We start from the raw sequence: 25,541 nt of genomic DNA, 5'->3' as shown, positions 1-25,541 counted from the left end.
TTACGAGTGCGCCGGCGCTGACTGGCCTCGGCGAACCGTGTCGTACGGCTGGCCGTAGCGCGATATGTCGAGACCGGCAGCGCTGATCTGCGGCGTTTTACGCGCGATCAGGTCGGCAAGCAAGCGCCCCGAGCCGCACGCCATGGTCCAGCCCAGGGTGCCGTGACCGGTGTTGAGAAACAGGTTCTTGAACGGTGTGGCACCGACGATCGGCGTACCGTCGGGGGTGGTAGGCCGCAGCCCGGTCCAGAAACTGGCCTGGGCCAGATCGCCGCCCTGCGGGTACAGGTCATTGACGATCATTTCCAGGGTCTCGCGGCGACGTGGGTTCAGGCTCAGGTCGAAGCCGGCGATTTCGGCCATCCCGCCCACGCGGATACGGTTGTCGAAACGGGTGATCGCGACCTTGTAGCTCTCGTCGAGAATGGTCGAGGTCGGCGCCATCGCCGGGTTGATGATCGGCACGGTCAGCGAATAGCCCTTGAGCGGGTAGACCGGCGCCTTGATGCCCAATGGCTTGAGCAACTGCGGCGAATAGCTGCCCAGTGCCAGCACGTAGCGGTCGGCGGTTTCCAGCTTGCCGTCGATCCAGACACCGTTTATGCGGTCGCCGGCGAAATCCAGGCGCTCGATGGCCTGGCCGAAGCGGAACTGCACACCCAGATCCTTGGCCATCTGCGCCAGGCGGGTGGTGAACATCTGGCAATCGCCGGTCTGGTCGTTGGGCAGGCGCAGGGCGCCGGCCAGAATGCCGGTCACCGATGCCAGGGCCGGCTCGACGCGGGCAATGCCCTCGCGGTCGAGCAATTCGTAGGGCACGCCGGACTGTTCCAGAACGGCGATGTCCTTGGCCGCGTTGTCCAGTTGCGCCTGGGTACGGAACAGCTGAGTGGTGCCCAAGGTGCGGCCTTCGTAGGCGATGCCGGTTTCCGCGCGCAGCTCGTCGAGGCAGTCGCGGCTGTACTCGGACAGGCGCACCATGCGCTCCTTGTTCACCGCATAGCGGCTGGCGGTGCAGTTGCGCAGCATCTGCGCCATCCACAGGTACTGGTCGACATCGCCGGTCAACTTGATCGCCAGCGGTGAATGACGTTCCAGCAGCCATTTGATCGCCTTGAGCGGCACACCCGGCGCCGCCCAGGGCGAGGCATAGCCCGGCGATACCTGCCCGGCATTGGCGAAGCTGGTTTCCATGGCGACGGCCGGCTGGCGATCGACCACGGTCACATCCATGCCCTGCCGAGCCAGATAATAGGCACTGACGGTGCCGATCACACCACTACCGAGTACCAGAACGCGCATGTGTGTCGCCCTCATCGCGGAAATCCGCTGACGTAAGATGTTAGGTCCGAAGATGTGGGCAGTATAAAAAGGTCCAGCCAGTGCTTTTCACTGTATGCAAGGCTATATTTGGCGACAATTCTCGGCCATCAGCGCTTTAACGGAGGGGCATCGCCTGTGCGTACCCAGCACCAGAGCAAACGCGAACTCGACAAGATCGACCGCAACATCCTGCGCATCCTGCAGGCCGACGGGCGCATGTCGTTCACCGAACTGGGCGAGAAGGTCGGCCTGTCGACCACACCGTGTACCGAGCGAGTCCGCCGCCTGGAGCGCGAAGGCATCATCATGGGCTATTACGCCCGGCTCAATCCGCAGCATCTGCGCGGCAGCCTGCTGGTGTTCGTCGAGATCAGCCTGGACTACAAGTCGGGCGACACCTTCGAAGAGTTTCGCCGCGCCGTGCTCAAGCTGCCCCATGTGCTGGAATGCCATCTGGTGTCGGGTGACTTCGACTACCTGGTCAAGGCACGTATCTCGGAGATGGCGTCCTACCGCAAGCTACTGGGCGATATCCTGCTGAAACTGCCCCACGTGCGCGAATCCAAGAGCTACATCGTCATGGAAGAAGTGAAGGAGAGCCTGAACCTGCCGGTGCCGGACTGATCCACAGACGCTTCAGACCAGCACCTGACGCGTACTGGCGATCAGCTTGTGCACCTGATGTTCCACGGCAGGGTCGATCAGCTCGGTGGGGCGCCGTCCGTTGGGGCACGGCAATGTCGGCGTGGTCCCGAACAGCCGGCAGATCAGCGGGCGCTCCTCGTACACCGTGCATCCCTGCGGCCCCAGGTGCACACAGTCGAGGCGGGCCATCGCGGCCTCCTGCTCGGCGGCCGTCTTGCGCGGCAGCCGGGCCATTTCCTCGGACGATGTGGTCACCGGACCGCAGCAGTCGTGGCAGCCCGGCACGCATTCGAACGAGGGAATCTGCTCGCGAAGAAAGCGGAGCTTGTGGCTGTTGCAGCTCATGACGGGTCACCTGGTGGGCAAGGCGCCATTGTGCCGCGCGGTTGCCGCCATGGGAAACCCCGGCTTATGCTGCGTCAGGTTTTCCACACACTGCCATCAGGACCCTATCCATGAATGCTCACACCGAGCACGCCGCTTCGTACTACGCCGCCAGCCTGCACCGGCAGCCGGTATACCCGCCCCTGCTGGGTGAGGTCAGCGTCGACGTCTGCGTGGTGGGTGGCGGTTTCTCCGGGCTCAATACCGCGATCGAGCTGGCTCAGCGCGGGCTCAGCGTCGCGCTGCTCGAAGCCCACCAGATCGGCTGGGGCGCCAGTGGGCGCAACGGCGGGCAATTGATTCGTGGGGTCGGCCACGGCCTGGAGCAGTTCCGCAAGGTCATCGGCGACGACGGTGTGCGCGACCTGACCCTGATGGGGCTGGAAGCGGTCGAAATCGTGCGCCGGCGCATCGACCAGCATCGTATCGAGTGCGACCTGACCTGGGGCTACTGTGACCTGGCCAACAAACCGGCCCAGTTGCAGGGCTTCATGGAAGAAGCCGAGGCGCTGCGCAGCCTGGGCTACGCGCATGAGTTGCAGATCGTCGAAGCGCAGGACATGCGCAGCGTGGTCGGGTCGGATCGCTACCACGGCGGCCTGGTCGACATGGGCTCCGGCCACCTGCATCCGCTGAACCTGGCCTTGGGCGAAGCCGAGGTGGCGCGGCAGCTCGGCGTGCAGCTTTTCGAGCACTCGCGGGTGACCCGCATCGAGTATGGCCCGCAGGTGCGCGTGCACAGCGCTCAGGGCCAGGTACGGGCACGCTACCTGGTGCTGGGCTGCAATGCCTACCTGAACGATCTCAACCCACAGCTGAGCGGCAAGGTGCTGCCTGCAGGCAGCTATATCATCGCCACCGAGCCGCTGGATGCCGAGCAGGCGCGGCAGTTGCTGCCGCGCAACACGGCGGTGTGCGACCAGCGCGTGACGGTCGACTACTACCGATTGTCTGCCGATCGGCGCTTGCTGTTCGGCGGTGCCTGTCACTATTCAGGGCGTGACCCGAAGGATATCGCCCAGTACATGCGGCCCAAAATGCTCGAGGTGTTCCCGCAACTGGCGGATGTGCGCATCGACTATCAGTGGGGCGGCATGATCGGCATCGGCGCCAACCGTTTGCCGCAGATCGGCCGGCTCAAGGAACAGCCCAACGTGTTCTATGCCCAGGCTTACTCCGGGCACGGCCTGAACGTTACCCACCTGGCCGGCAAGCTGCTTGGCGAGGCCATCAGCGGCCAGGCCAGCCGTGGCTTCGACCTGTTCGCCAAGGTGCCGCACATGACCTTTCCCGGCGGTCGCTACCTGCGCTCGCCGCTGCTGGCGCTGGGCATGCTCTGGCACCGGTTCAAGGAACTGGGCTAGCGCTGCGAACGCTGCAGCCGCCAGGAACTCGCACGACTACAGGCGCCAGAACGGCTTCAAGCCTTCGCTACGCGCCTGCTGCGCATCCAGGCCGATATCGCGCAACTGGTCCTTGTCCAGTTCCAGCAAGGCTGGCCGTGTGCGCAGGCGATGCAGCATCAGCGCCCAACGTCCCAGGTCTGCCGGTGCGCGCTCGGCGCAGGGGCGCAGCCTCGGCTCTTCCAGCAATTCTTCGGTGCGCAGCAGCAGACGTACATCGGTCAAGCCATTCATGGCCGTTCTCCTTGAAGTGTTTGGACAGCAAGGCCATGGTGCCGCAGCCGAGGGCATCTCATACAGATTCAAAAAGGGCTTATGTTTTCCATACAGTCAGCTGACCTACCGGTCTGAATGCTGTATTTTGGGCGCATCTGTATGGTTACCCGCGCGAGCGACCCTATGACCCTGTACATGAACCTCGCCCAGCTGCTCACTCAGCGCATCGAACAGGGCCTCTATCGCCCCGGCGATCGACTGCCCTCGGTGCGCGCCCTGAGCATCGAGCACGGCGTCAGCCTGAGCACCGTGCAGCAAGCCTATCGCCAGCTCGAAGACCACGGCTTGGCGGCACCGCGGCCCAAATCCGGCTATTTCGTGCCCACCGCCCGTGAGCTGCCGGCGCTGCCAGCGGTAGGCCGGCCCATGCAACGTCCGGTGGAAATCTCGCAGTGGGACCAGGTGGTCGAACTGATGCGCGCCGCGCCGCGTGATGACGTGGTGCAACTGGGCCGTGGCATGCCCGATGTCAGCAGCCCGACCCTGCGCCCCCTGCTGCGCGAGCTGGCCCGTCTGAGCCGGCACCAGGCCATGCCGGGCCTGTACTATGATTCGCTGTATGGCACCCAGGCCTTGCGCGAGCAGATCGCCCGGTTGCTGGTGGACGCCGGTTGCCAGTTGAGCATTGGCGAACTGGTAGTCACCACTGGCTGCCACGAGGCGCTGTCGGCCAGCGTGCGCGCCATCTGCGAACCCGGCGATATCGTCGCCGTGGACTCGCCGAGCTTCTTCGGCGCCATGCAGACGCTCAAGGGCCTGGGCATGAAGGCCCTGGAAATCCCCACCGACCCGCTGACCGGCATCAGCCTGCAGGCACTTGAGCTGGCATTGGAACAGTGGCCGATCAAGGCCATACAGCTGACGCCCAACTGCAACAACCCATTGGGCTACGTCATGCCCGAAGCCCGCAAGCGCGCGCTGCTGACGCTCGCCCAGCGCTTCGACGTGGCGATCATCGAGGACGATGTGTATGGCGACCTGGCCTTCAGCTACCCACGTCCGCGCACGATCAAGTCGTTCGACGAAGACGGCCGGGTGCTGTTGTGCAGTTCGTTCTCCAAGACCCTGGCGCCGGGTCTGCGGATCGGTTTCGTCGCCCCGGGCCGCTACCTGGAACGGGTGCTGCACATGAAGTACATCGGCACCGGGTCGACATCGACACAGCCGCAGCTGGCCATCGCCGAGTTCATCAAGGGCGGCCACTACGAACCGCATCTGCGGCGCATGCGCACCCAGTATCAGCGCAGCCGCGACCTGATGATCGACTGGGTCACTCGTTACTTTCCCGCCGGCACCCGCTGCAGCCGCCCGCAAGGCGGGTTCATGCTGTGGGTCGAATTGCCCGACGGCTTCGATACCCTCAAGCTCAACCGCCTGCTGCTCGACCAGGGGGTGCAGATCGCCGTGGGCAGCATTTTTTCGGCGTCGGGCAAATACCGTAATTGCCTGCGCATGAACTTCGCCAGCAAGCCCACGCCGCAGATAGAGGCCGCGGTGCGCGCGGTGGGCAGCTGCGCACGGCAACTGCTGGTGGAAAATCCACACCCCGATGCCGACCTTTGACGGCCTGCCAGGGTCGAACTGCACGCCTCCCCCTCTGCCAAGGATGATCGCTTTGCCCTGCCCCAGGCTGTTACCGCTGCTGTTGACCTTGATCCTGGCCCTGCAAGGCTGCGCCAGCGTGAACGCGCCGCGGGACTACAGCGAAATGTTACCGGCCGAACAATCGGCCTTCGGCAGGTCGGTGCAGGCTCAGGTACAGGCCCACCACGGACAGTCGGGGTTCCGCCTGTTGTCGAGCAGCGATGAGGCGTTTCGCGCACGCGCCGAATTGATCCGCAACGCGCAGGGCAGCCTCGACCTGCAGTACTACATCGTCCACGACGGTTTCAGTACCCGGGCGCTGGTCAACGAGCTGCTCAAGGCCGCCGACCGCGGCGTGCGCGTGCGCATCCTGCTGGACGACACCACCAGCGATGGCCTGGACAAGACCATCGCCACCCTGGCCGCGCATCAGAACATCCAGATCCGCCTGTTCAACCCGACGCACCTGGGCCGATCCACCGGCGCCACGCGTGCAGTGGGCCGCCTGCTGCAACTGTCCCGGCAACACCGGCGCATGCACAACAAACTGTGGCTGGCCGACAACAGCGTGGCCATCGTCGGCGGGCGCAACCTGGGCGACGAATACTTCGACGCCGAGCCGGACATGAACTTCACCGACATCGACCTGCTCAGCTTCGGGCCGGTGGCCCAGCAACTGGGCTACAGCTTCGATCAGTACTGGAACAGTGCGCTGAGCCAGCCGATCGCCAACTTTCTGTTCACCGTTCCCACGGCCAGGCACCTGGCATCCACGCGCGTGCGCCTGGAGCAGTCGCTGCTTGAATCCAGACGCCAGCACCATGTCCTCTACGAACGCCTGATGACCTATCAGAGCGCGCCACAGATGGACATCTGGCGGCAGCAACTGATCTGGGCCTGGGGCCAGGCGCTGTGGGATGCACCAACCAAGGTGCTGGCCCGCGGCGAGCCCGATCCGCACCTGCTGCTGACCACCCAGCTCGCGCCTGAGCTGACCCGGGTCAAGCATGAACTGATGTTGATCTCTGCCTATTTCGTACCGGGCGAGGCTGGCCGCGACTACCTCACCGGGCGCGCCGACGCCGGGGTCGACGTCAGCCTGTTGACCAATTCACTGGAAGCCACCGATGTGCCCGCAGTACACGGCGGGTACGTGCCCTACCGCAAGGCGTTGCTCGAACATGGCGTGAAGCTGTTCGAACTGCGTCGCCAGCCAGGTGACGATGGCGACGTGTCCCTGAGTTTCACCGGCAGTTCCGATTCCAGCCTGCACAGCAAGGCGATGATCTTCGATGCGCGCAAATCCTTCATCGGCTCGTTCAATTTCGATCCGCGTTCGGTGCTGTGGAATACCGAGGTCGGAGTGCTGGTCGACAGCCCGGAACTGGCAGCGCAGATGCGCCACCTGGCCCATGAGGGCATGTCGCCTGCGCGCAGCTACCAGGTGCGCCTGGAAAATGGCCAGGTGGTATGGGATACCGAGGACCACCAGCAGATGCATACCCTGCATCGCGAACCGGGTGACTGGTGGCGAAGGCTGAACGCATGGTTCAGCGAGGCAGTGGGGCTGGAAAAGATGCTTTGATTCCCCAGCCCCACTGTGGATGGATCAGAGCTTGATCCAAGTGGCCTTCAGTTCGGTGTATTTGTCGAACGCGTGCAGCGACTTGTCACGGCCGTTGCCCGACTGCTTGAAACCACCGAACGGCGCGGTCATGTCGCCACCATCGTACTGATTGACCCACACGCTGCCGGCACGCAACGCCTTGGCCGTCAGGTGCGCCTTGGAGATGTCCGCCGTCCATACCGCGGCGGCCAGGCCATAGGCGCTGTCGTTGGCGATGCGCACGGCCTCCTCGGCAGTATCGAAGGTAAGCACCGACAATACCGGCCCGAAAATCTCTTCCTGGGCGATCTTCATGGCATTGGTCACGCCATCGAAAATGGTCGGTTCTACGTAAGTGCCGCCGGTTTCCTCGAGGATGCGCTTGCCGCCCACCAGCAGCGTTGCGCCGCCTTCCTGACCGGCCGCAATGTACGACAGCACGGTGTTCATCTGCTGGGTGTCCACCAGCGCACCGACGTTGGTCGCCGGGTCCAGCGGGTTGCCGGGTTTCCAACCCTTGAGCGCCTCGACCACCATCGGCAGAAAGCGCTCCTTGACCGAACGTTCCACCAGCAGGCGTGAACCGGCCGTACAGACTTCGCCTTGGTTGAAGGCAATGGCACTGGCTGCCGAATCGGCCGCGGCCTGCAGGTCCGGCGCATCGGCGAACACGATGTTGGGGCTCTTGCCACCTGCTTCCAGCCAGACGCGCTTCATGTTCGACTCGCCAGCGTAGATCATCAGTTGCTTGGCGATCCTGGTCGAGCCGGTGAACACCACGGTGTCCACGTCCATGTGCAGGGCCAGCGCCTTGCCCACCGTGTGGCCGTGGCCCGGGAGCACGTTGAGCACACCTTTGGGAATGCCTGCCTCGATCGCCAGCTGGGCGATGCGAATGGCCGTCAGCGGAGATTTTTCCGAAGGCTTGAGAATCACCGAGTTGCCCGTGGCCAGGGCCGGCCCCAGCTTCCAGCAGGCCATCATCAGCGGGAAGTTCCACGGTACCACTGCGGCGACCACGCCCACGGCTTCGCGGGTGACCAGGCCGAGCTGATCGTGCGGGGTCGGGGCGACTTCGTCGTAGACCTTGTCGATGGCCTCGCCGCTCCAGGCCAGGGCATTGGCCGAACCAGGCACGTCGATGTTCAGCGAATCGCTGATCGGCTTGCCCATGTCCAATGTTTCCAGAAGCGCGAGCTCTTCGGCATTTTCCCGCAGCAGGCTGGCGAAACGAATCAGGGTGGCTTTGCGCTTGGCCGGTGCCGCCTTGGCCCAGACGCCGGAGTCGAACGTGGCGCGGGCATTCTCGACCGCTCGCTGGGCATCGGCAGCGTCGCAGCTGGCTACCTGGGCCAACAGCCGGCCATCGACGGGGCTTACGCATTCGAAGGTCTGGCCCGACACGGCGTCGGTGTATTCGCCGTCGATGAACGCGCGCCCTTCGATCTTCAGCTGCTGGGCACGTTGTTCCCAGTCAGCGCGAGTCAGAGTGGTCATACGGATCTCCTGTGATTGAATGCAAAGCCCGGCCGTGCAAGGCTGGACGGGGTGACATCGAACCACCCTAAACCACCGGTGTGACGCTTTTCAATATATTTGACACTTGGCGCACAGAGGCCCACGGATGTGCGTTTTATCCAACAAGCGAGGGGTTTCCTGCATGAACATCACCAGCATCGTCGATTTTGCTCAACACAGCGTCGCCCCGGAACGCTACCGGCCTGCGCCCGAGAAGATCCTTGGCGGCGACCCCGAACAGACACTGTTCAACCACTACCAGAGCCCCTGCGGGCAGATGAACGCGGGAGTATGGGAAGGCCAGGTAGGGCAATGGACAGTCAACTATACCGAGCATGAATACTGCGAAATCGTGCAGGGCGTCTCCGTGTTGCGCGACAGCCAGGGCAACGGCAAGACGCTGCGCGCCGGCGACCGCTTCGTGATCCCCGCCGGTTTCAGTGGCACTTGGGAAGTACTGGAAGCCTGCCGCAAGATCTACGTGGTGTTCGAAGCCAAGGATTGAGGCTGCTCCACACACCCCCTGTAAGAGCGAGTGCACCTGTGGGAGCGGGTTCTACCCGCGAAAGCACCCCCGCGATCCAGAATTCACACCAAAAAAAAGGCCCGCATCTTTCGATACGGGCCTTTTTCTGGTCGCCAAAATCAATTACTTGATTTTGCCTTCCTTGTACATCACGTGCTTGCGAACAACCGGATCAAATTTCTTGATCTCGATCTTGTCCGGAGTAGTACGCTTGTTCTTGTCGGTAGTGTAGAAGTGACCAGTACCGGCGCTCGAGATCAAACGAATCAATTCACGCATGATAAAGCTCCCTTAAACCTTGCCGCCATCGCGACGGATTTCGGCCAGCACGACAGTGATGCCACGCTTGTCGATGATACGCATGCCCTTGGCGGATACGCGCAGACGCACAAAACGTTTCTCTTCTTCAACCCAGAAGCGGTGATGCTGCAGGTTCGGCAGGAAACGACGACGGGTTTTGTTGTTTGCGTGGGAAATGTTATTCCCAGTCACCGGACCCTTACCGGTAACTTGACAGACTCTCGACATGCCTCAGCCCTCTAAAACCACATGCCCAACCCGGCATGGGTTGGCCGCTTATCTTTCAGTCATTTGGCGCACGGCGCCGCGTTTCTTCAGGGTCTTACCCACCTCACCGTAAAGGCAGAGGAACAGGGCCCTAGAAAAGAGCGCTGCTTTATACCAGAAAGCCTTGGGCGCAACAACTGCAGATGCACAATCAATGTGTCGCGCAACACAGCTACTGGCTCACGCGCAGCAGTGGCGGGCGTGCTGCGGCACGACCACTCGTCGCGCAAAAAAACGATTTAGGGATAGTCAACGCTGCCGGACATCTCTAGGGTAGGACTTTTCTCCAGACTGCATAGGCAGATGGGCCCTCGACACGCCAAGGAACACACCATGCGTCTTGCGACTTTGCCGTTCTTGCTTGCTCCCCTGTTTGCCTCTGCGCTGGTTCATGCCGCGCCGCTGACAGTCTGTACCGAGGCCAGCCCCGAAGGCTTCGACGTGGTCCAGTACAATTCACTGACCACCACCAACGCGTCGGCCGACGTGCTGATGAACCGCCTGGTGGAGTTCGATGCCAAAGCCGGCAAGGTGGTTCCCAGCCTGGCGGACAGCTGGGCCGTATCGGCCGATGGCCTGAGCTATACGTTCAAGCTGCACCCCGGCGTCAAGTTCCACGGCACCTCGTACTTCAAGCCCGACCGCGAGCTGAATGCGCAGGACGTGCTGTTCAGCTTCCAGCGCATGCTCGACCCGGCCAACCCCTGGCACAAGGTCGCGCAGAGCGGCTTTCCGCACGCCCAGTCGATGCAGCTGCCGAGTCTGATCAAGAAGATCGAGGCGCCTGATCCGCTGACCGTCCGGTTTACCCTGGATCATCCCGATGCGACGTTCCTGGCGACCTTGAGCATGGGCTTCGCCTCGATCTATTCGGCGCAATACGCCGAGCAACTGATGCAGGCCGGTACTCCGGAAAAACTCAACAGCCAGCCGATCGGCAGCGGTCCGTTCATCTTCGTACGCTTCGAGAAGGACGCCGTGGTGCGCTACAAGGCCAACCCGGACTACTTCGCCGGCAAACCTGCGGTCGACCCGCTGCTGTTCGCCATCACCCCGGACGCCAACGTGCGCCTGCAGAAGCTGCGGCGCAACGAGTGCCAACTGACCCTCTCGCCCAAGCCGCTGGACATTGCCGCAGCCGCCGACGACAAGAGCCTTCAGGTGATCAAGACCGAGGCCTTCATGACCGCGTTCTTGGCCATCAACAGCCAGCACCCGCCGCTGGACAAGCCTGAAGTGCGCCAGGCGATCAACCTGGCGTTCGACAAGGACAGCTACCTCAAGGCCGTGTTCGAGGGCACTGCGGAGGCGGCCAATGGGCCCTACCCGCCCAATACCTGGAGCTATGCGCGGGACCTGCCGGGTTACCGGCAGGACACCGCCAAGGCGCGTGAATTGCTGGCCAAGGCCGGCCTGAAGGACGGCTTCAGCACCACCATCTGGACCCGCCCATCGGGCAGCCTGCTCAACCCCAACCCCAGCCTGGGGGCGCAGCTGCTGCAGGCGGACCTGGCCAAGGTCGGCATCAAGGCCGAGATCCGCGTGATCGAATGGGGCGAGCTGATCCGCCGTGCCAAGGCCGGTGAGCATGACCTGTTGTTCATGGGCTGGGCTGGCGACAACGGTGATCCGGACAACTTCCTGACGCCGCAGTTTTCCTGCGCGGCGGTACAGTCCGGGACCAACTTCGCGCGCTATTGCGACAAGACCCTGGACAAGCTGATCAGTGATGGCAAGGCGGTGACCGACCAGGCCCAACGCAGCAAGCTGTACCACCAGGCCCAGATGCAGATCCAGCAGCAGGCGCTGTGGCTGCCACTGGCACACCCGACGGCGGCCGTGCTGGCCCGCAAGGGCGTCGAGGGCTACACCGTCAGCCCGTTCGGCCGGCAGGACTTTTCCAAGGTGTCTGTGGGTAAATAGGACCCAGCGAGGCCACTCACATCCAGCCATGCTCGACCATCGACAGCGGCTCGCCTTCGCCGATGATGATGTGATCGAGCACGCGCACGTCGACCAGCGCCAGCGATTCCTTGAGGCGCTGGGTCAGCGCGCGGTCGGCCTGGCTCGGGGTCGGGTTTCCTGAAGGGTGATTGTGCGTCAGGATCAGCGCCGCGGCGTTCATGGCTATGGCCCGCTTGACCACTTCGCGCGGATACACCGCCGCGCTGTCGATGGTGCCGCGAAACAACACCTCGAAACCCAACGGCTGGTGCTTGGTGTCCAGGAACAGGCAACCGAACACTTCCTGGCGCTCATGGCGCAGCTTGGCCTTGAGGTAGCGGCGCACCGACTCGGGATCTTCCATGGCCGGTCCGCGGTTCAGCCGCTCGGCCATGTAGCGGCGGTTCATCTCGATGGAGGCCTGCAGCTGGGCGTATTTGGCAGGTCCCATGCCGAAGTGCTGGCTGAAGGTTTTCTGGTCGGCCTCGAGCAGGGCCCGCAGGCCGCCGAAGCGGATCAGCAGGTTGCGCGCCACGTCCACGGCGCTGTGCCCGGCCACGCCGGTACGCAGGAATATCGCCAGCAGCTCGCCATCGGAAAGACTGCCCGGACCATGCGCCAGCAGGCGCTCACGTGGCCGCTCGGCCTCGGGCCAATCGCGAATACTCATCCCCACTCCCTGTCTGTGAGCCTCGCTGTTCCATAGCGAGCGCTGTGCTATCTTAGCGCAACTTTTTGCACGGCGACCCGGCCCCGGGAGGCGGTTTCACCGTGGTGTTATTACCAGATGATAAAGGCAGGCCTATGCAGCGGCTGTATCGAAAACGCATCATTCTGGGCGTCGGCGGCGGCATTGCCGCCTACAAGAGCGCCGAGCTGGTACGTAGGCTTCTGGAGCAGGGTGCCGAAGTACGCGTGGTAATGACCAAGGGCGGCAGCGAGTTCATCACGCCGCTGACGCTGCAGGCGCTTTCCGGCCACCCGGTACACATGGACCTGCTGGACCCTGCGGCCGAAGCCGCCATGGGCCATATCGAGCTGGCCAAATGGGCCGACCTGGTGCTCATCGCCCCCGCCACTGCCGACCTGATGGCGCGCCTGGCGCAGGGCATGGCCAACGACCTGCTGACCACGCTGGTACTGGCTACCGATGCCACCGTGGCCATCGCGCCGGCCATGAACCAGGCCATGTGGCGCGATCCGGCCACCCAGGACAACCTGCACCTGCTGCGCAGCCGTGGCCTGAAAGTCTTCGGCCCGGCTGCGGGCAGCCAGGCCTGTGGCGACATCGGCCTGGGCCGCATGCTCGAAGCCACCGAGCTTGCGCTGTGCGCGGCCGACTGCTTCGAGCACCTGGCCTTGACCGGCAAGCACGTGCTGATCACCGCCGGCCCGACCCAGGAAAACATCGATCCGGTGCGCTACATCACCAACCACAGCTCCGGCAAGATGGGCTTTGCCCTGGCCGAAGCGGCCGTCGAGGCCGGCGCTCGCGTCACCTTGATCTGTGGCCCGGTGCACCTGCCCACGCCCGACCGCGTGACGCGCATCGATGTGGTCAGCGCACGCGACATGCTCGCTGCCTGCGAAGCCGGCATGCCCTGCGACGTGTTCATCGCCTCCGCCGCCGTGGCCGACTACCGCCCCGAAGTGGTGGCCGCGCAGAAGCTCAAGAAAGACCCGGCCAGCGGTGACGGCCTGTTGCTGCAGATGGTGCGCAACCCAGACATCCTGGCGACCATCGCCGGCCGCGCCGACCGCCCATTCAGCGTCGGCTTCGCCGCCGAAACCGAACACCTGCTCGACTATGCCGCGCGCAAGCTCCAGGACAAGAACCTGGATTTGATCGTGGCCAACGACGTCGCCAACCCCAGCATCGGTTTCAACAGCGAAGAAAACGCCTGCAGCGTGATCGACCGCCAGCTGCAGACCACTGCTTTCGCCCAGACCAGCAAGGGCAAGATCGCCCGCCAGCTGGTTTCCTTCATCGCCAAGCGCCTCGATCAGGTTTAACGACATTCATGCACGCCCTTCAAGCCAAAATCCTCGACCCACGCCTGGGCCGGGACTTCCCGCTGCCGCACTACGCCACACCCGGCTCCGCCGGCCTGGACCTGCGCGCCATGTTGCAGCAAGACACACTGCTGGCACCTGGGCAGACCTTGCTGATTCCTACCGGCCTGTCGATCTACATCGGTGATCCGGCCCTGGCGGCGCTGATCCTGCCGCGCTCGGGCCTGGGCCACAAGCATGGCATCGTGCTGGGTAATCTGGTCGGCCTGATCGACTCCGATTACCAGGGCGAACTGATGGTTTCGTGCTGGAACCGTGGCCACACCGAGTTCACCCTGACAGTGGGCGAGCGCATCGCCCAGCTGGTATTGGTGCCGGTGGTGCAAGCCCATTTCGAGCTGGTCGAAAGCTTCGACGAAAGCCAGCGCGGGACCGGCGGTTTCGGTCACTCCGGCACCCAGTAAACGGCCATGCAGAGCAGGCGGCCGTGGCGAGACCATGCCGTTCCAACGCGTTCAATGCGGAGATGACAGGTGAAAGGATTTCCTCGCAATGCCAAGACGGCCGAGCACGGCCAGGCCTCGAACGCACGGCCCAACGCCGGCAACCAGGCGTTGCTGCTCGCCATTGCCGGGGTGCTTGCCGCCCTGCTGCTGATCTGGTTTCTGGTGGTTGCACCGCTGGCCGGCCGCGCTTTCCAGAACGCCGAGGCGAGTGCCGCCGCGCCTTTCACCGCGGGTCTGGACGCTGCGATCGCGCGTCAGGCCGGCCAGGCGGCCGCCCTGGCCCATTCACCTGCACTCATGGCCGCGCTGGCCAGCCAGGACCCCGCAGGTATCGCCCAGGCCGCCAGTGCAGTGCCGTTGATCGACGGCCTGCAAGGCGTGCGCCTGAACCTGCCGGGACAGGCCAGGGTCGACCAGCAGGGCGCGGCCCCGATCAATTTTGCCGTACTGGACATGCTCAGCCGCGCCGAACGCGGTGTTGCCACCCCGCCTGAAGCCTACAAGGTCAACGGACGCTGGTGGATCTACACCGTCGCGGCCGTCCAGCAAGGCCCGCAGTCACCCGTGCTGGGCACACTGCTGCTGGGGTTCGACATGCAGCCACTGGTCAAGGCGCTGGCATTACCCGACGCCGAGTTCGGCCAGTTGCGCCTGCAGCAAAGCGTACTGGGCAGCCCATCGCAACTGCTGGTCGAGCAAGGCAGCAACCCGTCTGCCACACGCTATCCGTATGCGACCTCCAACCCCAACTGGCGCCTGGAATTCAGCCCGGGGCCGTTGTTCCAGCCGCCCTTCGCCTGGAGTTCGCTGGGCCTGATGATGCTGGCGGCGGCAATTGCCATTGGCTGCGCGGCGCTGGCGGTGCGTCTCGCCCAGCGCCAGCTGTATGCGCGCATCGAGGCCGATGCGCGGCAACTCGAGCAGTTGCTCGACGAGTTGTCCGGCGGCAAGGCGGTCAAGGCGTTCGGCCTCAGCCTGGCGCCACTCAACGGCCTGGCACAGGGCCTGGCGCGGCTGTCGCTGCGTGAAGGCAGCGCGCAACCCACCGACGGCACTGCCGCTGCGCCAGCGCCTGCTGCGGACAATTGGACCAATCCGATCTTTCAGGACACCGACATGCTCGAAGTCGACGCGGCGGAACCTGACCCCGACCCGGGCACCCTGCCACCGGCACTGCCCCACGGGATCTTTCGCGCCTATGACATCCGCGGCATCGTCGGCAGTACCCTGAATGCCGACACGGCCTACTGGGTCGGCCGCGCCGTCGGTGCGCAAAGCCTGGCCATGGGCGAGGCCAACGTCAATGTCGGCCGGGACGGACGCCTGTCCGGGCCCGAATTGGTGCAGCCGCTGATCCAGGGGCTGGTAGACGCCGGCTGCCACGTCAGCGACGTGGGCCTGGTGCCGACCCCGGCGCTGTACTATGCCAACCACGTGCTGACCGGACGTTCCGGGGTGATGCTCACCGGCAGCCACAACCCGCCTGACTACAACGGCTTCAAGGTGGTGATCGCCGGCGACACGCTGGCCAACGAACAGATCCTGGCATTGCACCAGCGCCTGCTGCACAACGACCTCAGCCAGGGCCAGGGCAGTGTCGAACAGGTGGACATCCTGCCGCGCTATGTCGCGCAGATCCGCGATGACATCGTGCTCACCCGTCGACTCAAGGTGGTGGTCGACTGCGGCAACGGCGCCGGCGCGGTGGTAGCCCCGGAACTGATCCAGGCCCTGGGGTGCGAGGTCATCCCGCTGTTCTGCGAGGTCGACGGGCATTTCCCCAACCACCACCCGGACCCGAGCAAGGCCGCCAACCTGCAGGCACTGATCGCCAAGGTGGACGAAAGCGGCGCCGACCTGGGCCTGGCCTTCGATGGCGACGCCGACCGTGTGGGCGTTGTGACCAACACCGGTCGCATCATCCATCCCGACCGCCTGCTGATGCTGTTCGCGCGCGATGTGCTGTCGCGCAATCCCGGTGCCGACGTGATCTACGACGTCAAGTGCACGCGCCGCCTGGGCCCTCTGATCAAGGAGCACGGCGGGCGTCCGGTGATGTGGAAGACGGGGCATTCCCTGATCAAGAAAGAGATGAAGCGCACTGGCGCGCTGGTAGCCGGGGAAATGAGCGGGCACATCTTCTTCAAGGAGCGCTGGTTCGGCTTCGACGACGGCATCTACAGCGCCGCGCGACTGCTGGAAATCCTCAGCCGGGAAAACCTCAGCGCCGAAGAGGTGTTCGCTGCATTCGCCGACGACGTGTCCACGCCCGAACTGAATATCCCGGTGACCGAAGACAGCAAATTCAGCCTCATCGACGCCTTGCACCAAAGCGCCCAGTGGGGCGACGCGCAGCTCACCACCATCGATGGCGTGCGCGTGGACTACCCTAGAGGCTGGGGCCTGGTCCGTGCCTCCAACACCACGCCGGTGCTGGTGACACGCTTCGAAGCCGAAGACGCCGAGGAACTCGAACGAATCCAGGGCGTCTTCCGTACCCAGCTGTTGAAAGTCGCACCTGACCTGCACCTACCGTTCTGACCACTTGTTTCACTGGAGCCCCGCATGACCCTCGAACGTGATGCCGCCACCAACGTCGCCAAGGTATTGTCCGAAGCGCTGCCCTATATCCGCCGCTTCGTCGGCAAGACCCTGGTGATCAAGTACGGCGGCAACGCGATGGAGAGCGAAGAGCTCAAGACCGGTTTCGCCCGTGACATCGTGCTGATGAAGGCTGTCGGCATCAACCCGGTGGTGGTGCACGGTGGCGGGCCGCAGATCGGCGACCTGCTCAAGCGCCTGTCCATCGAGAGCCATTTCGTCGACGGCATGCGGGTTACCGATGCGCAGACCATGGACGTGGTGGAGATGGTGCTGGGTGGCCAGGTCAACAAGGACATCGTCAACCTGATCAACCGCCACGGCGGCAGCGCCATCGGCCTGACCGGCAAGGACGCCGAGCTGATCCGCGCGCGCAAGCTCACGGTGACTCGCCAGACGCCTGAAATGACCAAGCCGGAAATCATCGACATCGGCCACGTCGGGGAAGTGACCGGGGTGAACACCGATCTGCTGAACATGCTGGTCAACGGCGATTTCATTCCGGTGATCGCGCCCATCGGCGTCGGCCCGGACGGTGAGTCCTACAACATCAACGCCGATCTGGTGGCGGGCAAGGTGGCCGAGGCGCTCAAGGCCGAGAAGCTGATGCTGCTGACCAACATCGCCGGCTTGATGGACAAGGAAGGCAATGTACTGACCGGCCTGACCACCGAGCAGGTCGCCGGTCTGATCGCTGACGGCACCATCTATGGCGGCATGCTGCCCAAGATCCGCTGCGCACTGGAAGCGGTCCAGGGCGGCGTGACCACCTCGCACATCATCGACGGCCGCGTTCCCAACGCCGTGTTGCTGGAAATCTTCACCGACAGCGGTGTCGGTACCCTGATCAGCAACAAGAAAATCGGTTGATCCGACAGCGGTGCGCCAGACGCACCGCAGCGATCGCCGACGCGGCTCGCGCCGCTGCTACAGAATTCCCGACCCCCTGTAACAGCAGCACAAGCCGCGTCGCCCGCAAACGATCCCTGTAGCAGCGGCGCAAGCCGCGTCGGCGGTAAATGCCCCCCGTAGCAGCGGCGCAAGCCGCGTCGGCGATGAATGCTCCCCTGTAGCAGCGGCGCGAGCCGCGTCGGCGATGAATGCTCCCCTGTAGCAGCGGCGCGAGCCGCGTCGGCGGTAAATGCCCCCCCGTAGCAGCGGCGCAAGCCGCGTCGGCGGTGAATGCTCCCCTGTAGCAGCGGCGCGAGCCGCGTCGGCGATGAATGCTCCCCTGTAGCAGCGGCGCGAGCCGCGTCGGCGATGAATGCTCCCCTGTAGCAGCGGCGCGAGCCGCGTCGGCGGTGAATGCGGTGCATCAGGCAGAACGCGGTAAGGCCCGACGCGGCTTGCGCCGCTGCTACAGGGGATTTTCGAGAAGTTTGACCAGTTGGGTTCGCTGCTGCGCAAAGCCGGCGTCGGCTTCGCTGCGCGATTGCTGCAGCCTGGCGATGCGGGTTTGCAGCTCGGCGACTTGAGCGTGCACATCACGCAGCTGGTCGAGCATCGACGTCGACACCTCCTGACCTGCACGTTCCTGGGCGGCAGCCTGCCCCTGCAATGTCGCCTGCTGACCCTGCAAAGTCTTCACGTTCGCCGTGGCCACGGCAATCAGCGCATCGATTTCCGCCCGGCGACGGGCACAGGCCTTGTCCAGCTCTTCTACCGATGGATAGCGCTCGAGCAGCTGCGCATCGGCCTGCGCCTGCACATCGGCCTGCTGCTTGAGACGCAGTTCCTCGGCCGTGGGTGCAGGCGGCACCGTCTGCACCACCCGACCGGTCTGGTTGAGCACCTGGTAACCCTTGCCCACGTACTCCGGGGGCACGCCCTGGCGATCCAGCACGGTCACGCCGCGGCTATCGACGTAGCGATAGAGCAGCATGCCCGGCGCCTCGGCCGCCGTTGCCGCCAGCACCGGCAGCAGGCTGATCGCCGCCACCGCCAGGTGCAGACGCACGTGCTCAGATACCGTATTGCGCACGGTAGGCTTCGACCGCCGGCAGATGCTGCTTGAGCTGCGCATCGTCGGCGAGAAATTCCAGCACCTGGTTCAGCGAAACGATGCTGACCACCGGTACGGCGAAGTCACGCTCCACCTCCTGGATGGCCGACAGCTCGCCGTTGCCACGCTCCTGGCGATTCAAGGCGATCATGACCCCAGCGGCAGTGGCACCCTGCTGCTGGATGATCTGCATCACTTCACGGATGGCCGTACCGGCGGTGATCACGTCGTCGATGATCAGCACGTTGCCGGCCAACGGCGAGCCGACCAGGCTGCCACCTTCACCGTGCGCCTTGGCTTCCTTGCGATTGAAGCACCAGGGCACGTCCAGCTGGTGCCTTTCGGCCAGTTGCACGGAAGTGGCGGCCGCCAGGGGAATACCCTTGTAGGCAGGGCCGAACAACACGTCGAAGGCAATGCCGCTGTCAACGATGGCTGCGGCATAATAGCGCGCCAGTTCGGCCAGTGCGGCGCCGGTATTGAACAGGCCGGCATTGAAGAAATAAGGGCTGGTACGCCCTGATTTCAGGGTGAATTCGCCGAAACGCAGAACGCCTCGATCAATGGCAAAACGAATGAAGTCGCGCTGATAGGCCTGCATCGAAAAAGTCCCGGATACCACGGATTTAGCTAATTAGGTAGAGCTCGGGTATCATACACGCACAAGATTTTTGGGGCCATGTATGCGGATCATCAGTGTGAACGTCAATGGTATTCAGGCGGCAGTCGAGCGCGGGTTGCTCAGTTGGCTGCAGGCCCAGAATGCCGACGTCATCTGCTTGCAGGACACCCGTGCTTCCGCCTTTGAACTGGACGACGCCGCCTTCCAACTGGACGGCTACTTCCTTTATGCATGCGATGCCGAAGTGCCCGCCCAAGGCGGCGTGGCGCTGTACTCGCGGTTGCAACCCAAGGCGGTCATCAGTGGGCTGGGTTTCGAGACAGCCGACCGCTACGGGCGTTATCTGCAGGCAGATTTCGACAAGCTCAGTATTGCCACCCTGCTGTTGCCTTCGGGCATGAACGGCGATGAAGACTTGAACCAGAAGTTCAAGCTCATGGACGACTTCGGCAAGTACCTGGACAAGCAACGGCGCAAGCGTCGCGAATACATCTACTGTGGCTCGCTGTATGTAGCGCAACAGAAACTCGACATCAAGAACTGGCGCGACAGCCAGCAGTCGCCGGGCTTCCTGGCACCCGAGCGCGCTTGGATGGACGAAATCGTCGGCAACATGGGTTACGTCGACGCACTGCGCGAAGTCAGCCGCGAAGGCGACCAGTACAGCTGGTGGCCCGACAACGAACAGGCCGAGATGCTCAACCTGGGCTGGCGCTTCGACTACCAGCTGCTCACACCTGGCCTGCGCCGTTTCGTGCGCAGCGCGCGCCTGCCGCGCCAGCCGCGTTTTTCCCAGCATGCGCCACTGATCGTGGACTACGACTGGACCCTGACGATCTGATCGCCAGGCACAAAAAAGCCGACCCTTCGAGGTCGGCTTTTTTGTTTGCTTCTTGCAGAGCTTGAAACACCACAAAAGGCCCTCTTCCACAAAAGGCCCGTTGCTATGAAAAGCTCGCCCCTGGAGAGAGCCTGCCCCCCCCACAGAGGTTTGCATCACTCGCCCAGGGCGACTTTCTGCAAGGCGAAGATTTCTTCCATGCCGTGCTGAGCCAGCGCCAGCATGGCGTTCAGCTCGGCGGGCTGGAACGGCGCGCCTTCGGCGGTGCCCTGCACTTCGATGAAACCACCGGTGCTGGTCATCACCACGTTGAGGTCGGTCTCGGCGGCGGAGTCTTCCAGGTAGTCCAGGTCCAGGACCGGCTCGCCCTGATACATGCCCACCGATACTGCAGCGATCATCTGCTTGAGCGGATCGCCGCCTTTCAGGCCGCCGCGCTTCTTGACCATTTTCAAGGCATCGACCAACGCCACCATGGCACCGGTAATGGACGCGGTACGGGTACCGCCATCAGCCTGGATCACATCGCAATCGACGTAGAGGGTGATGTCGCCCAGCTTGCTCATGTCGAGCGCTGCGCGCAGCGAACGGCCGATCAGGCGCTGGATTTCCAGGGTGCGACCGCCTTGCTTGCCACGGCTCGCCTCACGCTGGTTACGGTCGCCGGTGGCGCGTGGCAGCATGCCGTATTCGGCGGTCAGCCAGCCTTGGCCCTGGCCTTTGAGGAAGCGCGGAACGCCGTTTTCGACGCTGACGGTGCAGATCACCTTGGTGTCGCCGAACTCTACCAGCACCGACCCTTCGGCGTGCTTGGTGTAGTTGCGAGTGATGCGGATCGAGCGGAGCTGATCGGCGGCGCGACCACTTGGACGTTTCATCGGGATACCTGTACTGGACTCAAATCTGGCGGGCATTATAGGGCGTCCGACCACGAATTGCCCGCGCGGGGTCTGAGCGGGACATTGCAGATGGCCTCTGCGCCGGCACAGGGCTCACCGCCCGCCCCGCGGCCACAGTGTGTGCAATGCCATGCGGGGATGGACAAGGCAGCATTGGGAGCCAGCGCCAGGTTGCGCTACAATCCTGCGCCTCGATTCATCCTCCACCGCCTGCGAGGTTTCCCCCCCATGGTGCACAGCATGACCGCCTTCGCCCGCTGCGAACGCGCCGCGGCCCAGGGCACCCTGAGCTGGGAGCTGCGCTCGGTCAATCACCGCTACCTGGAACCGCACCTGCGCCTGCCCGAGGCCCTGCGCGACCTCGAAGGCTCGGTGCGCGAAGCTCTGCGCCAGGGCCTCTCGCGCGGCAAGGTCGAATGCACCCTGCGCTACACCGAGGAAACCGGCGGCCAGCCCCTGCAGGTCGATCGTGAACGCGCCACCCAACTGATAGCCGCCGCCGAGACCATCGCCGGCTTGATCAAGCAGCCTGCGCCACTCAACCCGCTGGAAGTGCTGGCCTGGCCTGGCGTGCTGGTGGCCGATGCCAGCGATCCGCAGGCCTTGAGCACGGCGGCCAACGAATTGTTCGCTCAGGCGCTGGCCGAGCTGAAGCATGGCCGCGTGCGCGAAGGCGCCGAACTGGCCCGACTGATCAACGACCGGCTCGATGCCATGAGCAGCGAGGTCGCCACCCTGCGCAGCCTGGTACCGCAGATGCTCAGCACGCAACGGCAGAAGATCCTCGATCGCTGCGCCGACCTGCAGGTCGAACTCGATCCGCAGCGCCTGGAGCAGGAAATGGTCCTGTTGGCGCAGAAAAGCGACGTGGCCGAAGAGCTCGATCGCCTCGCCACCCACGTTACCGAAGTGCGTCGCGTGCTCAAGGCCGGCGGCGCCGCCGGCCGACGCCTGGATTTCCTCATGCAGGAACTCAACCGCGAAGCCAACACCCTGGGCTCCAAAGCCTTCGACCCACGTAGTACGCAGGCTGCCGTCAACCTCAAGGTGTTGATCGAGCAGATGCGTGAACAAGTGCAGAACATTGAGTAAGGCCAACCCGTCATGAACCACAGCACCGGCACCCTGTACATCGTTTCGGCCCCTTCGGGCGCTGGCAAGACCAGCCTGGTCAAGGCCCTGATCGACGCCCAGCCGTCCATTCGCGTCTCGGTCTCGCACACCACCCGCGCCATGCGGCCAGGCGAAGCCTGCGGCGTGAACTACCACTTCGTCGACCGCGAAACCTTCATAGACATGATCGGCCATGGCGATTTCCTGGAGCAGGCCGAAGTGTTCGGCAACCTCTACGGTACGTCCCAGAGCCACCTGCAGCAGACGCTCGACGAAGGCCACGACCTGATCCTGGAAATCGACTGGCAAGGCGCCGAGCAGGTGCGTCGGCTGATGCCAGGGGCGCGCTCGATCTTCATTCTGCCGCCTTCGCAACTGGCGCTGCGCCAGCGCCTGACCAACCGCGGCACCGACAGCGACGAGATCATCGAGACGCGCATGCGCGAAGCGGTCAGCGAGATGAGCCACTATGTGGAATACGATTACCTGATCATCAACGACGACTTCGCCTCGGCCCTGGAAGACCTGAAAGCGGTGTTTCGCGCCAACCGCCTCCAGCAGCAGGCGCAGCAGCAAAGGCACGGCAATTTGCTGGCCGAGCTGCTTGCCTGAAAACAAAGCTTCCCTAAACGCTGGTGATTTTTTAAACTGTCTAGTCCGCTCGCCCATCCGGGCTGCGCGCATAATCGCATTTGCTACGAGGAAGACCATGGCCCGCGTAACCGTTGAAGACTGCCTAGAACACGTGGATAACCGTTTCGAGCTGGTCATGCTCTCCACCAAACGCGCTCGCCAACTGGCGACCGGCGGCAAAGAGCCGAAAGTGGCGTGGGAAAATGACAAGCCTACCGTGGTAGCCCTGCGTGAAATCGCCGAAGGCCTGATCGACTATGCTGCTATCGCTGAAGCTGAAATCGTTGAAGACGAGCCCCTCTTCGCAGCGTTCGAAGACGAGGCCAACGAGGCCGTCTGAGTCCATGCCCGGTCGACGCTGTACGGCGCGAGGTTCTATCCCACATCGGCAGGAGGTTTTCCCTTGCCGAGCATAGACGCCCTCGCCGATCGCCTGTCGACCTACCTCGGCAAGGAACAGGTCAACCTGGTCCGCCGAGCGTACTTCTACGCCGAACAAGCCCACGACGGCCAACGCCGTCGCAGCGGTGAAGCCTACGTCACGCATCCGCTGGCGGTGGCAGGCATTCTCGCCGACATGCACATGGACCATCAGAGCCTGATGGCGGCCATGCTGCACGATGTGATCGAAGACACCGGTATCGCCAAGGAAGCACTCAGTGCCCAGTTCGGCGAAACCGTGGCCGATCTGGTCGACGGGGTCAGCAAGCTGACCCAGATGAACTTCGAGACCAAGGCCGAGGCCCAGGCGGAAAACTTCCAGAAAATGGCCATGGCCATGGCCCGGGATATCCGCGTCATCCTGGTCAAGTTGGCCGACCGCCTGCACAACATGCGCACCCTCGAGGTGCTGTCCGGCGAAAAGCGCCGGCGCATCGCCAAGGAAACCCTGGAGATCTACGCGCCCATCGCCAACCGCCTGGGCATGCACAACGTGCGCGTCGAATTCGAGGACCTGGGCTTCAAGGCCATGTACCCGATGCGCTCGGCGCGTATCTACCAGGCCGTCAAGCGCGCCCGGGGCAATCGCAAGGAACTGGTCAACAAGATCGAGCAGTCCCTGGCCCATTGCCTGTCGGTGGATGGCATCGAGGGCGATGTCAGCGGGCGGCAGAAACACATCTATGGCATCTACAAGAAGATGCGCGGCAAGCGTCGTGCCTTCAACGAGATCATGGATGTGTATGCGTTCCGCATCGTGGTCGACAAGGTCGACACCTGCTACCGCGTGCTGGGCGCCGTGCACAACCTGTACAAGCCGCTGCCGGGTCGCTTCAAGGACTACATCGCGATCCCCAAGGCCAATGGCTACCAGTCGCTGCACACCACCCTGTTCGGCATGCACGGCGTGCCCATCGAGATCCAGATCCGCACCCGTGAAATGGAAGAGATGGCCAACAACGGCATCGCTGCCCATTGGCTGTACAAGTCCAGCGACGACGAACAGCCCAAGGGCACCCATGCCCGTGCCCGCCAGTGGGTCAAAGGCGTGCTGGAAATGCAGCAACGTGCCGGCAACTCGCTGGAATTCATCGAGAGCGTGAAGATCGACCTGTTTCCGGACGAGGTCTACGTGTTCACCCCCAAGGGTCGCATCATGGAGCTGCCCAAAGGCTCCACCGCGGTGGACTTCGCCTATGCGGTGCACACCGACGTGGGCAACAGCTGCATTGCCTGCCGCATCAACCGACGCCTGGCTCCGCTCTCCGAGCCGCTGCAGAGCGGCTCGACGGTGGAAATCGTCAGCGCGCCCGGCGCCAGGCCCAACCCGGCCTGGCTCAACTTCGTGGTCACCGGCAAGGCCCGCACGCACATTCGCCACGCCCTGAAGCTGCAGCGCCGCTCCGAGTCGGTGAACCTGGGCGAACGCCTGCTCAACAAGGTGCTCAATGGTTTCGACAGCGCTCTGGACACGATCCCTGCCGAGCGCATTCAGGCGATGCTGGCCGAATACCGCCTGGAACTCATCGAAGACCTGCTCGAAGACATCGGCCTGGGCAACCGCATGGCCTATGTGGTGGCTCGACGCCTGCTGGCGACCGATGGCGGCGAGCAGCTGCCCAGCCCCGAGGGGCCGCTGGCCATCCGCGGCACCGAAGGCCTGGTGCTCAGCTATGCCAAGTGCTGCACGCCGATTCCCGGCGACCCGATCGTCGGTCACCTGTCGGCGGGCAAGGGCATGGTGGTCCACCTGGAAAACTGCCGCAACATCAGCGAAATCCGCCACAACCCGGAAAAGTGCATCCAGCTGGGCTGGGCCAAGGACGTCACGGGCGAGTTCAATGTCGAACTGCGCGTGGAGCTCGAACACCAGCGCGGCCTGATCGCGCTGCTGGCCAGCAGCGTCAACGCGGCCGATGGCAACATCGAGAAAATCAGCATGGACGAACGCGATGGCCGCATCAGCGTGGTCCAGCTGGTGGTCAGCGTGCACGACCGCGTGCACCTGGCTCGCGTGATCAAGAAACTGCGCGCCCTGGCAGGCGTCACCCGTCTCACGCGCGTGCGTGCGTGAGACGCAGAACCTTCATTTCA

General features: G+C 63.8%; 25 protein-coding genes. 15 read left to right on the top strand and 10 right to left on the bottom strand.

What is annotated here, in order from left to right:
- Positions 1 to 1,302 (bottom strand): D-amino acid dehydrogenase, encoded by a 1,302-nt coding sequence (dadA, locus tag H7993_RS13420; protein WP_185794671.1) that lies wholly within the window; start codon positions 1,300 to 1,302, stop codon positions 1 to 3.
- Between the two features lie 156 nt (positions 1,303 to 1,458).
- On the opposite strand from dadA, the gene H7993_RS13415 reads away from it, so the two are divergent.
- Entirely contained in the window at positions 1,459 to 1,947 is a 489-nt protein-coding gene (locus H7993_RS13415) for an Lrp/AsnC ligand binding domain-containing protein (RefSeq protein WP_043192202.1), read from the top strand.
- 12 nt (positions 1,948 to 1,959) lie between these two features.
- Here H7993_RS13415 and H7993_RS13410 read toward each other — a convergent pair whose 3' ends face one another.
- On the bottom strand, positions 1,960 to 2,313 hold the full coding sequence (locus tag H7993_RS13410; protein ID WP_122479951.1) for a YkgJ family cysteine cluster protein: 354 nt from the start codon (positions 2,311 to 2,313) through the stop codon (positions 1,960 to 1,962).
- A 110-nt stretch (positions 2,314 to 2,423) separates the two neighbouring features.
- On the opposite strand from H7993_RS13410, the gene H7993_RS13405 reads away from it, so the two are divergent.
- On the top strand, positions 2,424 to 3,716 hold the full coding sequence (locus H7993_RS13405; RefSeq protein WP_185794670.1) for an NAD(P)/FAD-dependent oxidoreductase: 1,293 nt from the start codon (positions 2,424 to 2,426) through the stop codon (positions 3,714 to 3,716).
- A gap of 36 nt (positions 3,717 to 3,752) precedes the next feature.
- On the opposite strand, the gene H7993_RS13400 is transcribed toward H7993_RS13405, so the two are convergent.
- Positions 3,753 to 3,989: a DUF1127 domain-containing protein gene (locus H7993_RS13400; protein ID WP_122479953.1), complete on the bottom strand. Its 237-nt coding sequence runs from the start codon at positions 3,987 to 3,989 to the stop codon at positions 3,753 to 3,755.
- 165 nt (positions 3,990 to 4,154) lie between these two features.
- Between H7993_RS13400 and H7993_RS13395 the strand changes: the two genes are divergently transcribed.
- Positions 4,155 to 5,594 carry an aminotransferase-like domain-containing protein gene (locus tag H7993_RS13395; protein WP_185794669.1) on the top strand — a complete coding sequence of 480 codons (1,440 nt, stop codon included), beginning with the start codon at positions 4,155 to 4,157 and terminating at the stop codon, positions 5,592 to 5,594.
- A 43-nt stretch (positions 5,595 to 5,637) separates the two neighbouring features.
- On the top strand, positions 5,638 to 7,200 hold the full coding sequence (locus H7993_RS13390) for a phospholipase D family protein (RefSeq protein ID WP_185794668.1): 1,563 nt from the start codon (positions 5,638 to 5,640) through the stop codon (positions 7,198 to 7,200).
- 24 nt (positions 7,201 to 7,224) lie between these two features.
- On the opposite strand, the gene H7993_RS13385 is transcribed toward H7993_RS13390, so the two are convergent.
- Positions 7,225 to 8,718: an aldehyde dehydrogenase gene (locus H7993_RS13385; RefSeq protein WP_122479956.1), complete on the bottom strand. Its 1,494-nt coding sequence runs from the start codon at positions 8,716 to 8,718 to the stop codon at positions 7,225 to 7,227.
- A 163-nt stretch (positions 8,719 to 8,881) separates the two neighbouring features.
- Here H7993_RS13385 and H7993_RS13380 point away from each other — a divergent pair, with 163 nt between their 5' ends.
- Positions 8,882 to 9,244: a cupin domain-containing protein gene (locus H7993_RS13380; RefSeq protein ID WP_122479957.1), complete on the top strand. Its 363-nt coding sequence runs from the start codon at positions 8,882 to 8,884 to the stop codon at positions 9,242 to 9,244.
- Positions 9,245 to 9,388: 144 nt separating this feature from the next.
- On the opposite strand, the gene rpmG is transcribed toward H7993_RS13380, so the two are convergent.
- Both rpmG and rpmB read right to left on the bottom strand, forming a co-directional pair.
- Positions 9,389 to 9,544, bottom strand: a complete 156-nt coding sequence (gene rpmG, locus H7993_RS13375; protein ID WP_022960960.1) for a 50S ribosomal protein L33 — start codon at positions 9,542 to 9,544, stop codon at positions 9,389 to 9,391.
- Between the two features lie 12 nt (positions 9,545 to 9,556).
- Complete coding sequence (gene rpmB / locus H7993_RS13370) at positions 9,557 to 9,793, bottom strand: 50S ribosomal protein L28 (protein WP_122479958.1); 237 nt, start codon at positions 9,791 to 9,793, stop codon at positions 9,557 to 9,559.
- A gap of 372 nt (positions 9,794 to 10,165) precedes the next feature.
- On the opposite strand from rpmB, the gene H7993_RS13365 reads away from it, so the two are divergent.
- The gene (locus tag H7993_RS13365; RefSeq protein ID WP_185794667.1) at positions 10,166 to 11,755 is read left to right on the top strand and encodes an ABC transporter substrate-binding protein; all 1,590 of its coding nucleotides are present in this window, start codon (positions 10,166 to 10,168) and stop codon (positions 11,753 to 11,755) included.
- A 16-nt stretch (positions 11,756 to 11,771) separates the two neighbouring features.
- On the opposite strand, the gene radC is transcribed toward H7993_RS13365, so the two are convergent.
- The gene (radC, locus tag H7993_RS13360; RefSeq protein WP_122479960.1) at positions 11,772 to 12,446 is read right to left on the bottom strand and encodes a RadC family protein; all 675 of its coding nucleotides are present in this window, start codon (positions 12,444 to 12,446) and stop codon (positions 11,772 to 11,774) included.
- Positions 12,447 to 12,580: 134 nt separating this feature from the next.
- Between radC and coaBC the strand changes: the two genes are divergently transcribed.
- From coaBC to argB, 4 genes are all read left to right on the top strand, one after another.
- Entirely contained in the window at positions 12,581 to 13,789 is a 1,209-nt protein-coding gene (gene coaBC, locus H7993_RS13355) for a bifunctional phosphopantothenoylcysteine decarboxylase/phosphopantothenate--cysteine ligase CoaBC (RefSeq protein WP_122479961.1), read from the top strand.
- 8 nt (positions 13,790 to 13,797) lie between these two features.
- The gene (gene dut, locus H7993_RS13350) at positions 13,798 to 14,253 is read left to right on the top strand and encodes a dUTP diphosphatase (RefSeq protein WP_122479962.1); all 456 of its coding nucleotides are present in this window, start codon (positions 13,798 to 13,800) and stop codon (positions 14,251 to 14,253) included.
- A gap of 1,158 nt (positions 14,254 to 15,411) precedes the next feature.
- A complete protein-coding gene (locus H7993_RS20760; RefSeq protein ID WP_244647059.1) occupies positions 15,412 to 16,836 on the top strand; it encodes a phosphomannomutase/phosphoglucomutase in 1,425 nt (474 codons plus the stop codon).
- Positions 16,837 to 16,860: 24 nt separating this feature from the next.
- Positions 16,861 to 17,766, top strand: a complete 906-nt coding sequence (gene argB / locus H7993_RS13340) for an acetylglutamate kinase (protein WP_043192190.1) — start codon at positions 16,861 to 16,863, stop codon at positions 17,764 to 17,766.
- A 487-nt stretch (positions 17,767 to 18,253) separates the two neighbouring features.
- Here argB and H7993_RS13335 read toward each other — a convergent pair whose 3' ends face one another.
- Complete coding sequence (locus tag H7993_RS13335) at positions 18,254 to 18,778, bottom strand: DUF4124 domain-containing protein (RefSeq protein WP_425312017.1); 525 nt, start codon at positions 18,776 to 18,778, stop codon at positions 18,254 to 18,256.
- A gap of 79 nt (positions 18,779 to 18,857) precedes the next feature.
- Positions 18,858 to 19,499 carry an orotate phosphoribosyltransferase gene (gene pyrE, locus H7993_RS13330; protein WP_122479964.1) on the bottom strand — a complete coding sequence of 214 codons (642 nt, stop codon included), beginning with the start codon at positions 19,497 to 19,499 and terminating at the stop codon, positions 18,858 to 18,860.
- An 82-nt stretch (positions 19,500 to 19,581) separates the two neighbouring features.
- Between pyrE and H7993_RS13325 the strand changes: the two genes are divergently transcribed.
- Positions 19,582 to 20,361, top strand: coding sequence for an exodeoxyribonuclease III (locus H7993_RS13325; protein WP_043192186.1), 780 nt, complete (start codon positions 19,582 to 19,584; stop codon positions 20,359 to 20,361).
- A 155-nt stretch (positions 20,362 to 20,516) separates the two neighbouring features.
- On the opposite strand, the gene rph is transcribed toward H7993_RS13325, so the two are convergent.
- Positions 20,517 to 21,239 (bottom strand): ribonuclease PH, encoded by a 723-nt coding sequence (rph, locus tag H7993_RS13320; RefSeq protein ID WP_122479965.1) that lies wholly within the window; start codon positions 21,237 to 21,239, stop codon positions 20,517 to 20,519.
- Between the two features lie 249 nt (positions 21,240 to 21,488).
- Here rph and H7993_RS13315 point away from each other — a divergent pair, with 249 nt between their 5' ends.
- The 4 genes from H7993_RS13315 to spoT all read left to right on the top strand — a co-directional run bounded on the left by H7993_RS13315 (position 21,489) and on the right by spoT (position 25,521).
- Complete coding sequence (locus H7993_RS13315; RefSeq protein ID WP_122479966.1) at positions 21,489 to 22,352, top strand: YicC/YloC family endoribonuclease; 864 nt, start codon at positions 21,489 to 21,491, stop codon at positions 22,350 to 22,352.
- Positions 22,353 to 22,364: 12 nt separating this feature from the next.
- Positions 22,365 to 22,985 carry a guanylate kinase gene (gene gmk / locus H7993_RS13310; RefSeq protein ID WP_122479967.1) on the top strand — a complete coding sequence of 207 codons (621 nt, stop codon included), beginning with the start codon at positions 22,365 to 22,367 and terminating at the stop codon, positions 22,983 to 22,985.
- A gap of 97 nt (positions 22,986 to 23,082) precedes the next feature.
- Complete coding sequence (gene rpoZ / locus H7993_RS13305) at positions 23,083 to 23,346, top strand: DNA-directed RNA polymerase subunit omega (RefSeq protein ID WP_043192179.1); 264 nt, start codon at positions 23,083 to 23,085, stop codon at positions 23,344 to 23,346.
- A 63-nt stretch (positions 23,347 to 23,409) separates the two neighbouring features.
- Positions 23,410 to 25,521, top strand: a complete 2,112-nt coding sequence (gene spoT, locus H7993_RS13300) for a bifunctional GTP diphosphokinase/guanosine-3',5'-bis pyrophosphate 3'-pyrophosphohydrolase (protein WP_122479968.1) — start codon at positions 23,410 to 23,412, stop codon at positions 25,519 to 25,521.
- Positions 25,522 to 25,541: the final 20 nt, after the last annotated feature.

The organism is Pseudomonas baltica (genome assembly GCF_014235765.1).
GTDB classification, from domain to species: domain Bacteria; phylum Pseudomonadota; class Gammaproteobacteria; order Pseudomonadales; family Pseudomonadaceae; genus Aquipseudomonas; species Aquipseudomonas baltica.
This window is presented reverse-complemented; position numbering and strand designations above follow the sequence as displayed.

Bases quoted from the DNA above. Each gene is read 5' to 3' on its own strand.
- rpoZ (WP_043192179.1), top strand. From the start codon at position 23,083: ATGGCCCGCGTAACCGTTGAAGACTGCCTAGAACACGTGGATAACCGT.
- argB (WP_043192190.1), top strand. From the start codon at position 16,861: ATGACCCTCGAACGTGATGCCGCCACCAACGTCGCCAAGGTATTGTCC.
- dut (WP_122479962.1), top strand. From the start codon at position 13,798: ATGCACGCCCTTCAAGCCAAAATCCTCGACCCACGCCTGGGCCGGGAC.
- H7993_RS13380 (WP_122479957.1), top strand. From the start codon at position 8,882: ATGAACATCACCAGCATCGTCGATTTTGCTCAACACAGCGTCGCCCCG.
- rph (WP_122479965.1), bottom strand. From the start codon at position 21,239: ATGAAACGTCCAAGTGGTCGCGCCGCCGATCAGCTCCGCTCGATCCGC.
- H7993_RS13405 (WP_185794670.1), top strand. From the start codon at position 2,424: ATGAATGCTCACACCGAGCACGCCGCTTCGTACTACGCCGCCAGCCTG.
- H7993_RS13365 (WP_185794667.1), top strand. From the start codon at position 10,166: ATGCGTCTTGCGACTTTGCCGTTCTTGCTTGCTCCCCTGTTTGCCTCT.
- rpmB (WP_122479958.1), bottom strand. From the start codon at position 9,793: ATGTCGAGAGTCTGTCAAGTTACCGGTAAGGGTCCGGTGACTGGGAAT.
- pyrE (WP_122479964.1), bottom strand. From the start codon at position 19,499: ATGCAGGCCTATCAGCGCGACTTCATTCGTTTTGCCATTGATCGAGGC.
- H7993_RS13395 (WP_185794669.1), top strand. From the start codon at position 4,155: ATGACCCTGTACATGAACCTCGCCCAGCTGCTCACTCAGCGCATCGAA.
- coaBC (WP_122479961.1), top strand. From the start codon at position 12,581: ATGCAGCGGCTGTATCGAAAACGCATCATTCTGGGCGTCGGCGGCGGC.
- H7993_RS13390 (WP_185794668.1), top strand. From the start codon at position 5,638: ATGATCGCTTTGCCCTGCCCCAGGCTGTTACCGCTGCTGTTGACCTTG.
- radC (WP_122479960.1), bottom strand. From the start codon at position 12,446: ATGAGTATTCGCGATTGGCCCGAGGCCGAGCGGCCACGTGAGCGCCTG.
- rpmG (WP_022960960.1), bottom strand. From the start codon at position 9,544: ATGCGTGAATTGATTCGTTTGATCTCGAGCGCCGGTACTGGTCACTTC.
- H7993_RS13410 (WP_122479951.1), bottom strand. From the start codon at position 2,313: ATGAGCTGCAACAGCCACAAGCTCCGCTTTCTTCGCGAGCAGATTCCC.
- gmk (WP_122479967.1), top strand. From the start codon at position 22,365: ATGAACCACAGCACCGGCACCCTGTACATCGTTTCGGCCCCTTCGGGC.
- H7993_RS13400 (WP_122479953.1), bottom strand. From the start codon at position 3,989: ATGAATGGCTTGACCGATGTACGTCTGCTGCTGCGCACCGAAGAATTG.
- dadA (WP_185794671.1), bottom strand. From the start codon at position 1,302: ATGCGCGTTCTGGTACTCGGTAGTGGTGTGATCGGCACCGTCAGTGCC.
- H7993_RS13325 (WP_043192186.1), top strand. From the start codon at position 19,582: ATGCGGATCATCAGTGTGAACGTCAATGGTATTCAGGCGGCAGTCGAG.
- H7993_RS20760 (WP_244647059.1), top strand. From the start codon at position 15,412: ATGCTCGAAGTCGACGCGGCGGAACCTGACCCCGACCCGGGCACCCTG.
- H7993_RS13335 (WP_425312017.1), bottom strand. From the start codon at position 18,778: ATGCTGCTCTATCGCTACGTCGATAGCCGCGGCGTGACCGTGCTGGAT.
- H7993_RS13315 (WP_122479966.1), top strand. From the start codon at position 21,489: ATGGTGCACAGCATGACCGCCTTCGCCCGCTGCGAACGCGCCGCGGCC.
- H7993_RS13385 (WP_122479956.1), bottom strand. From the start codon at position 8,718: ATGACCACTCTGACTCGCGCTGACTGGGAACAACGTGCCCAGCAGCTG.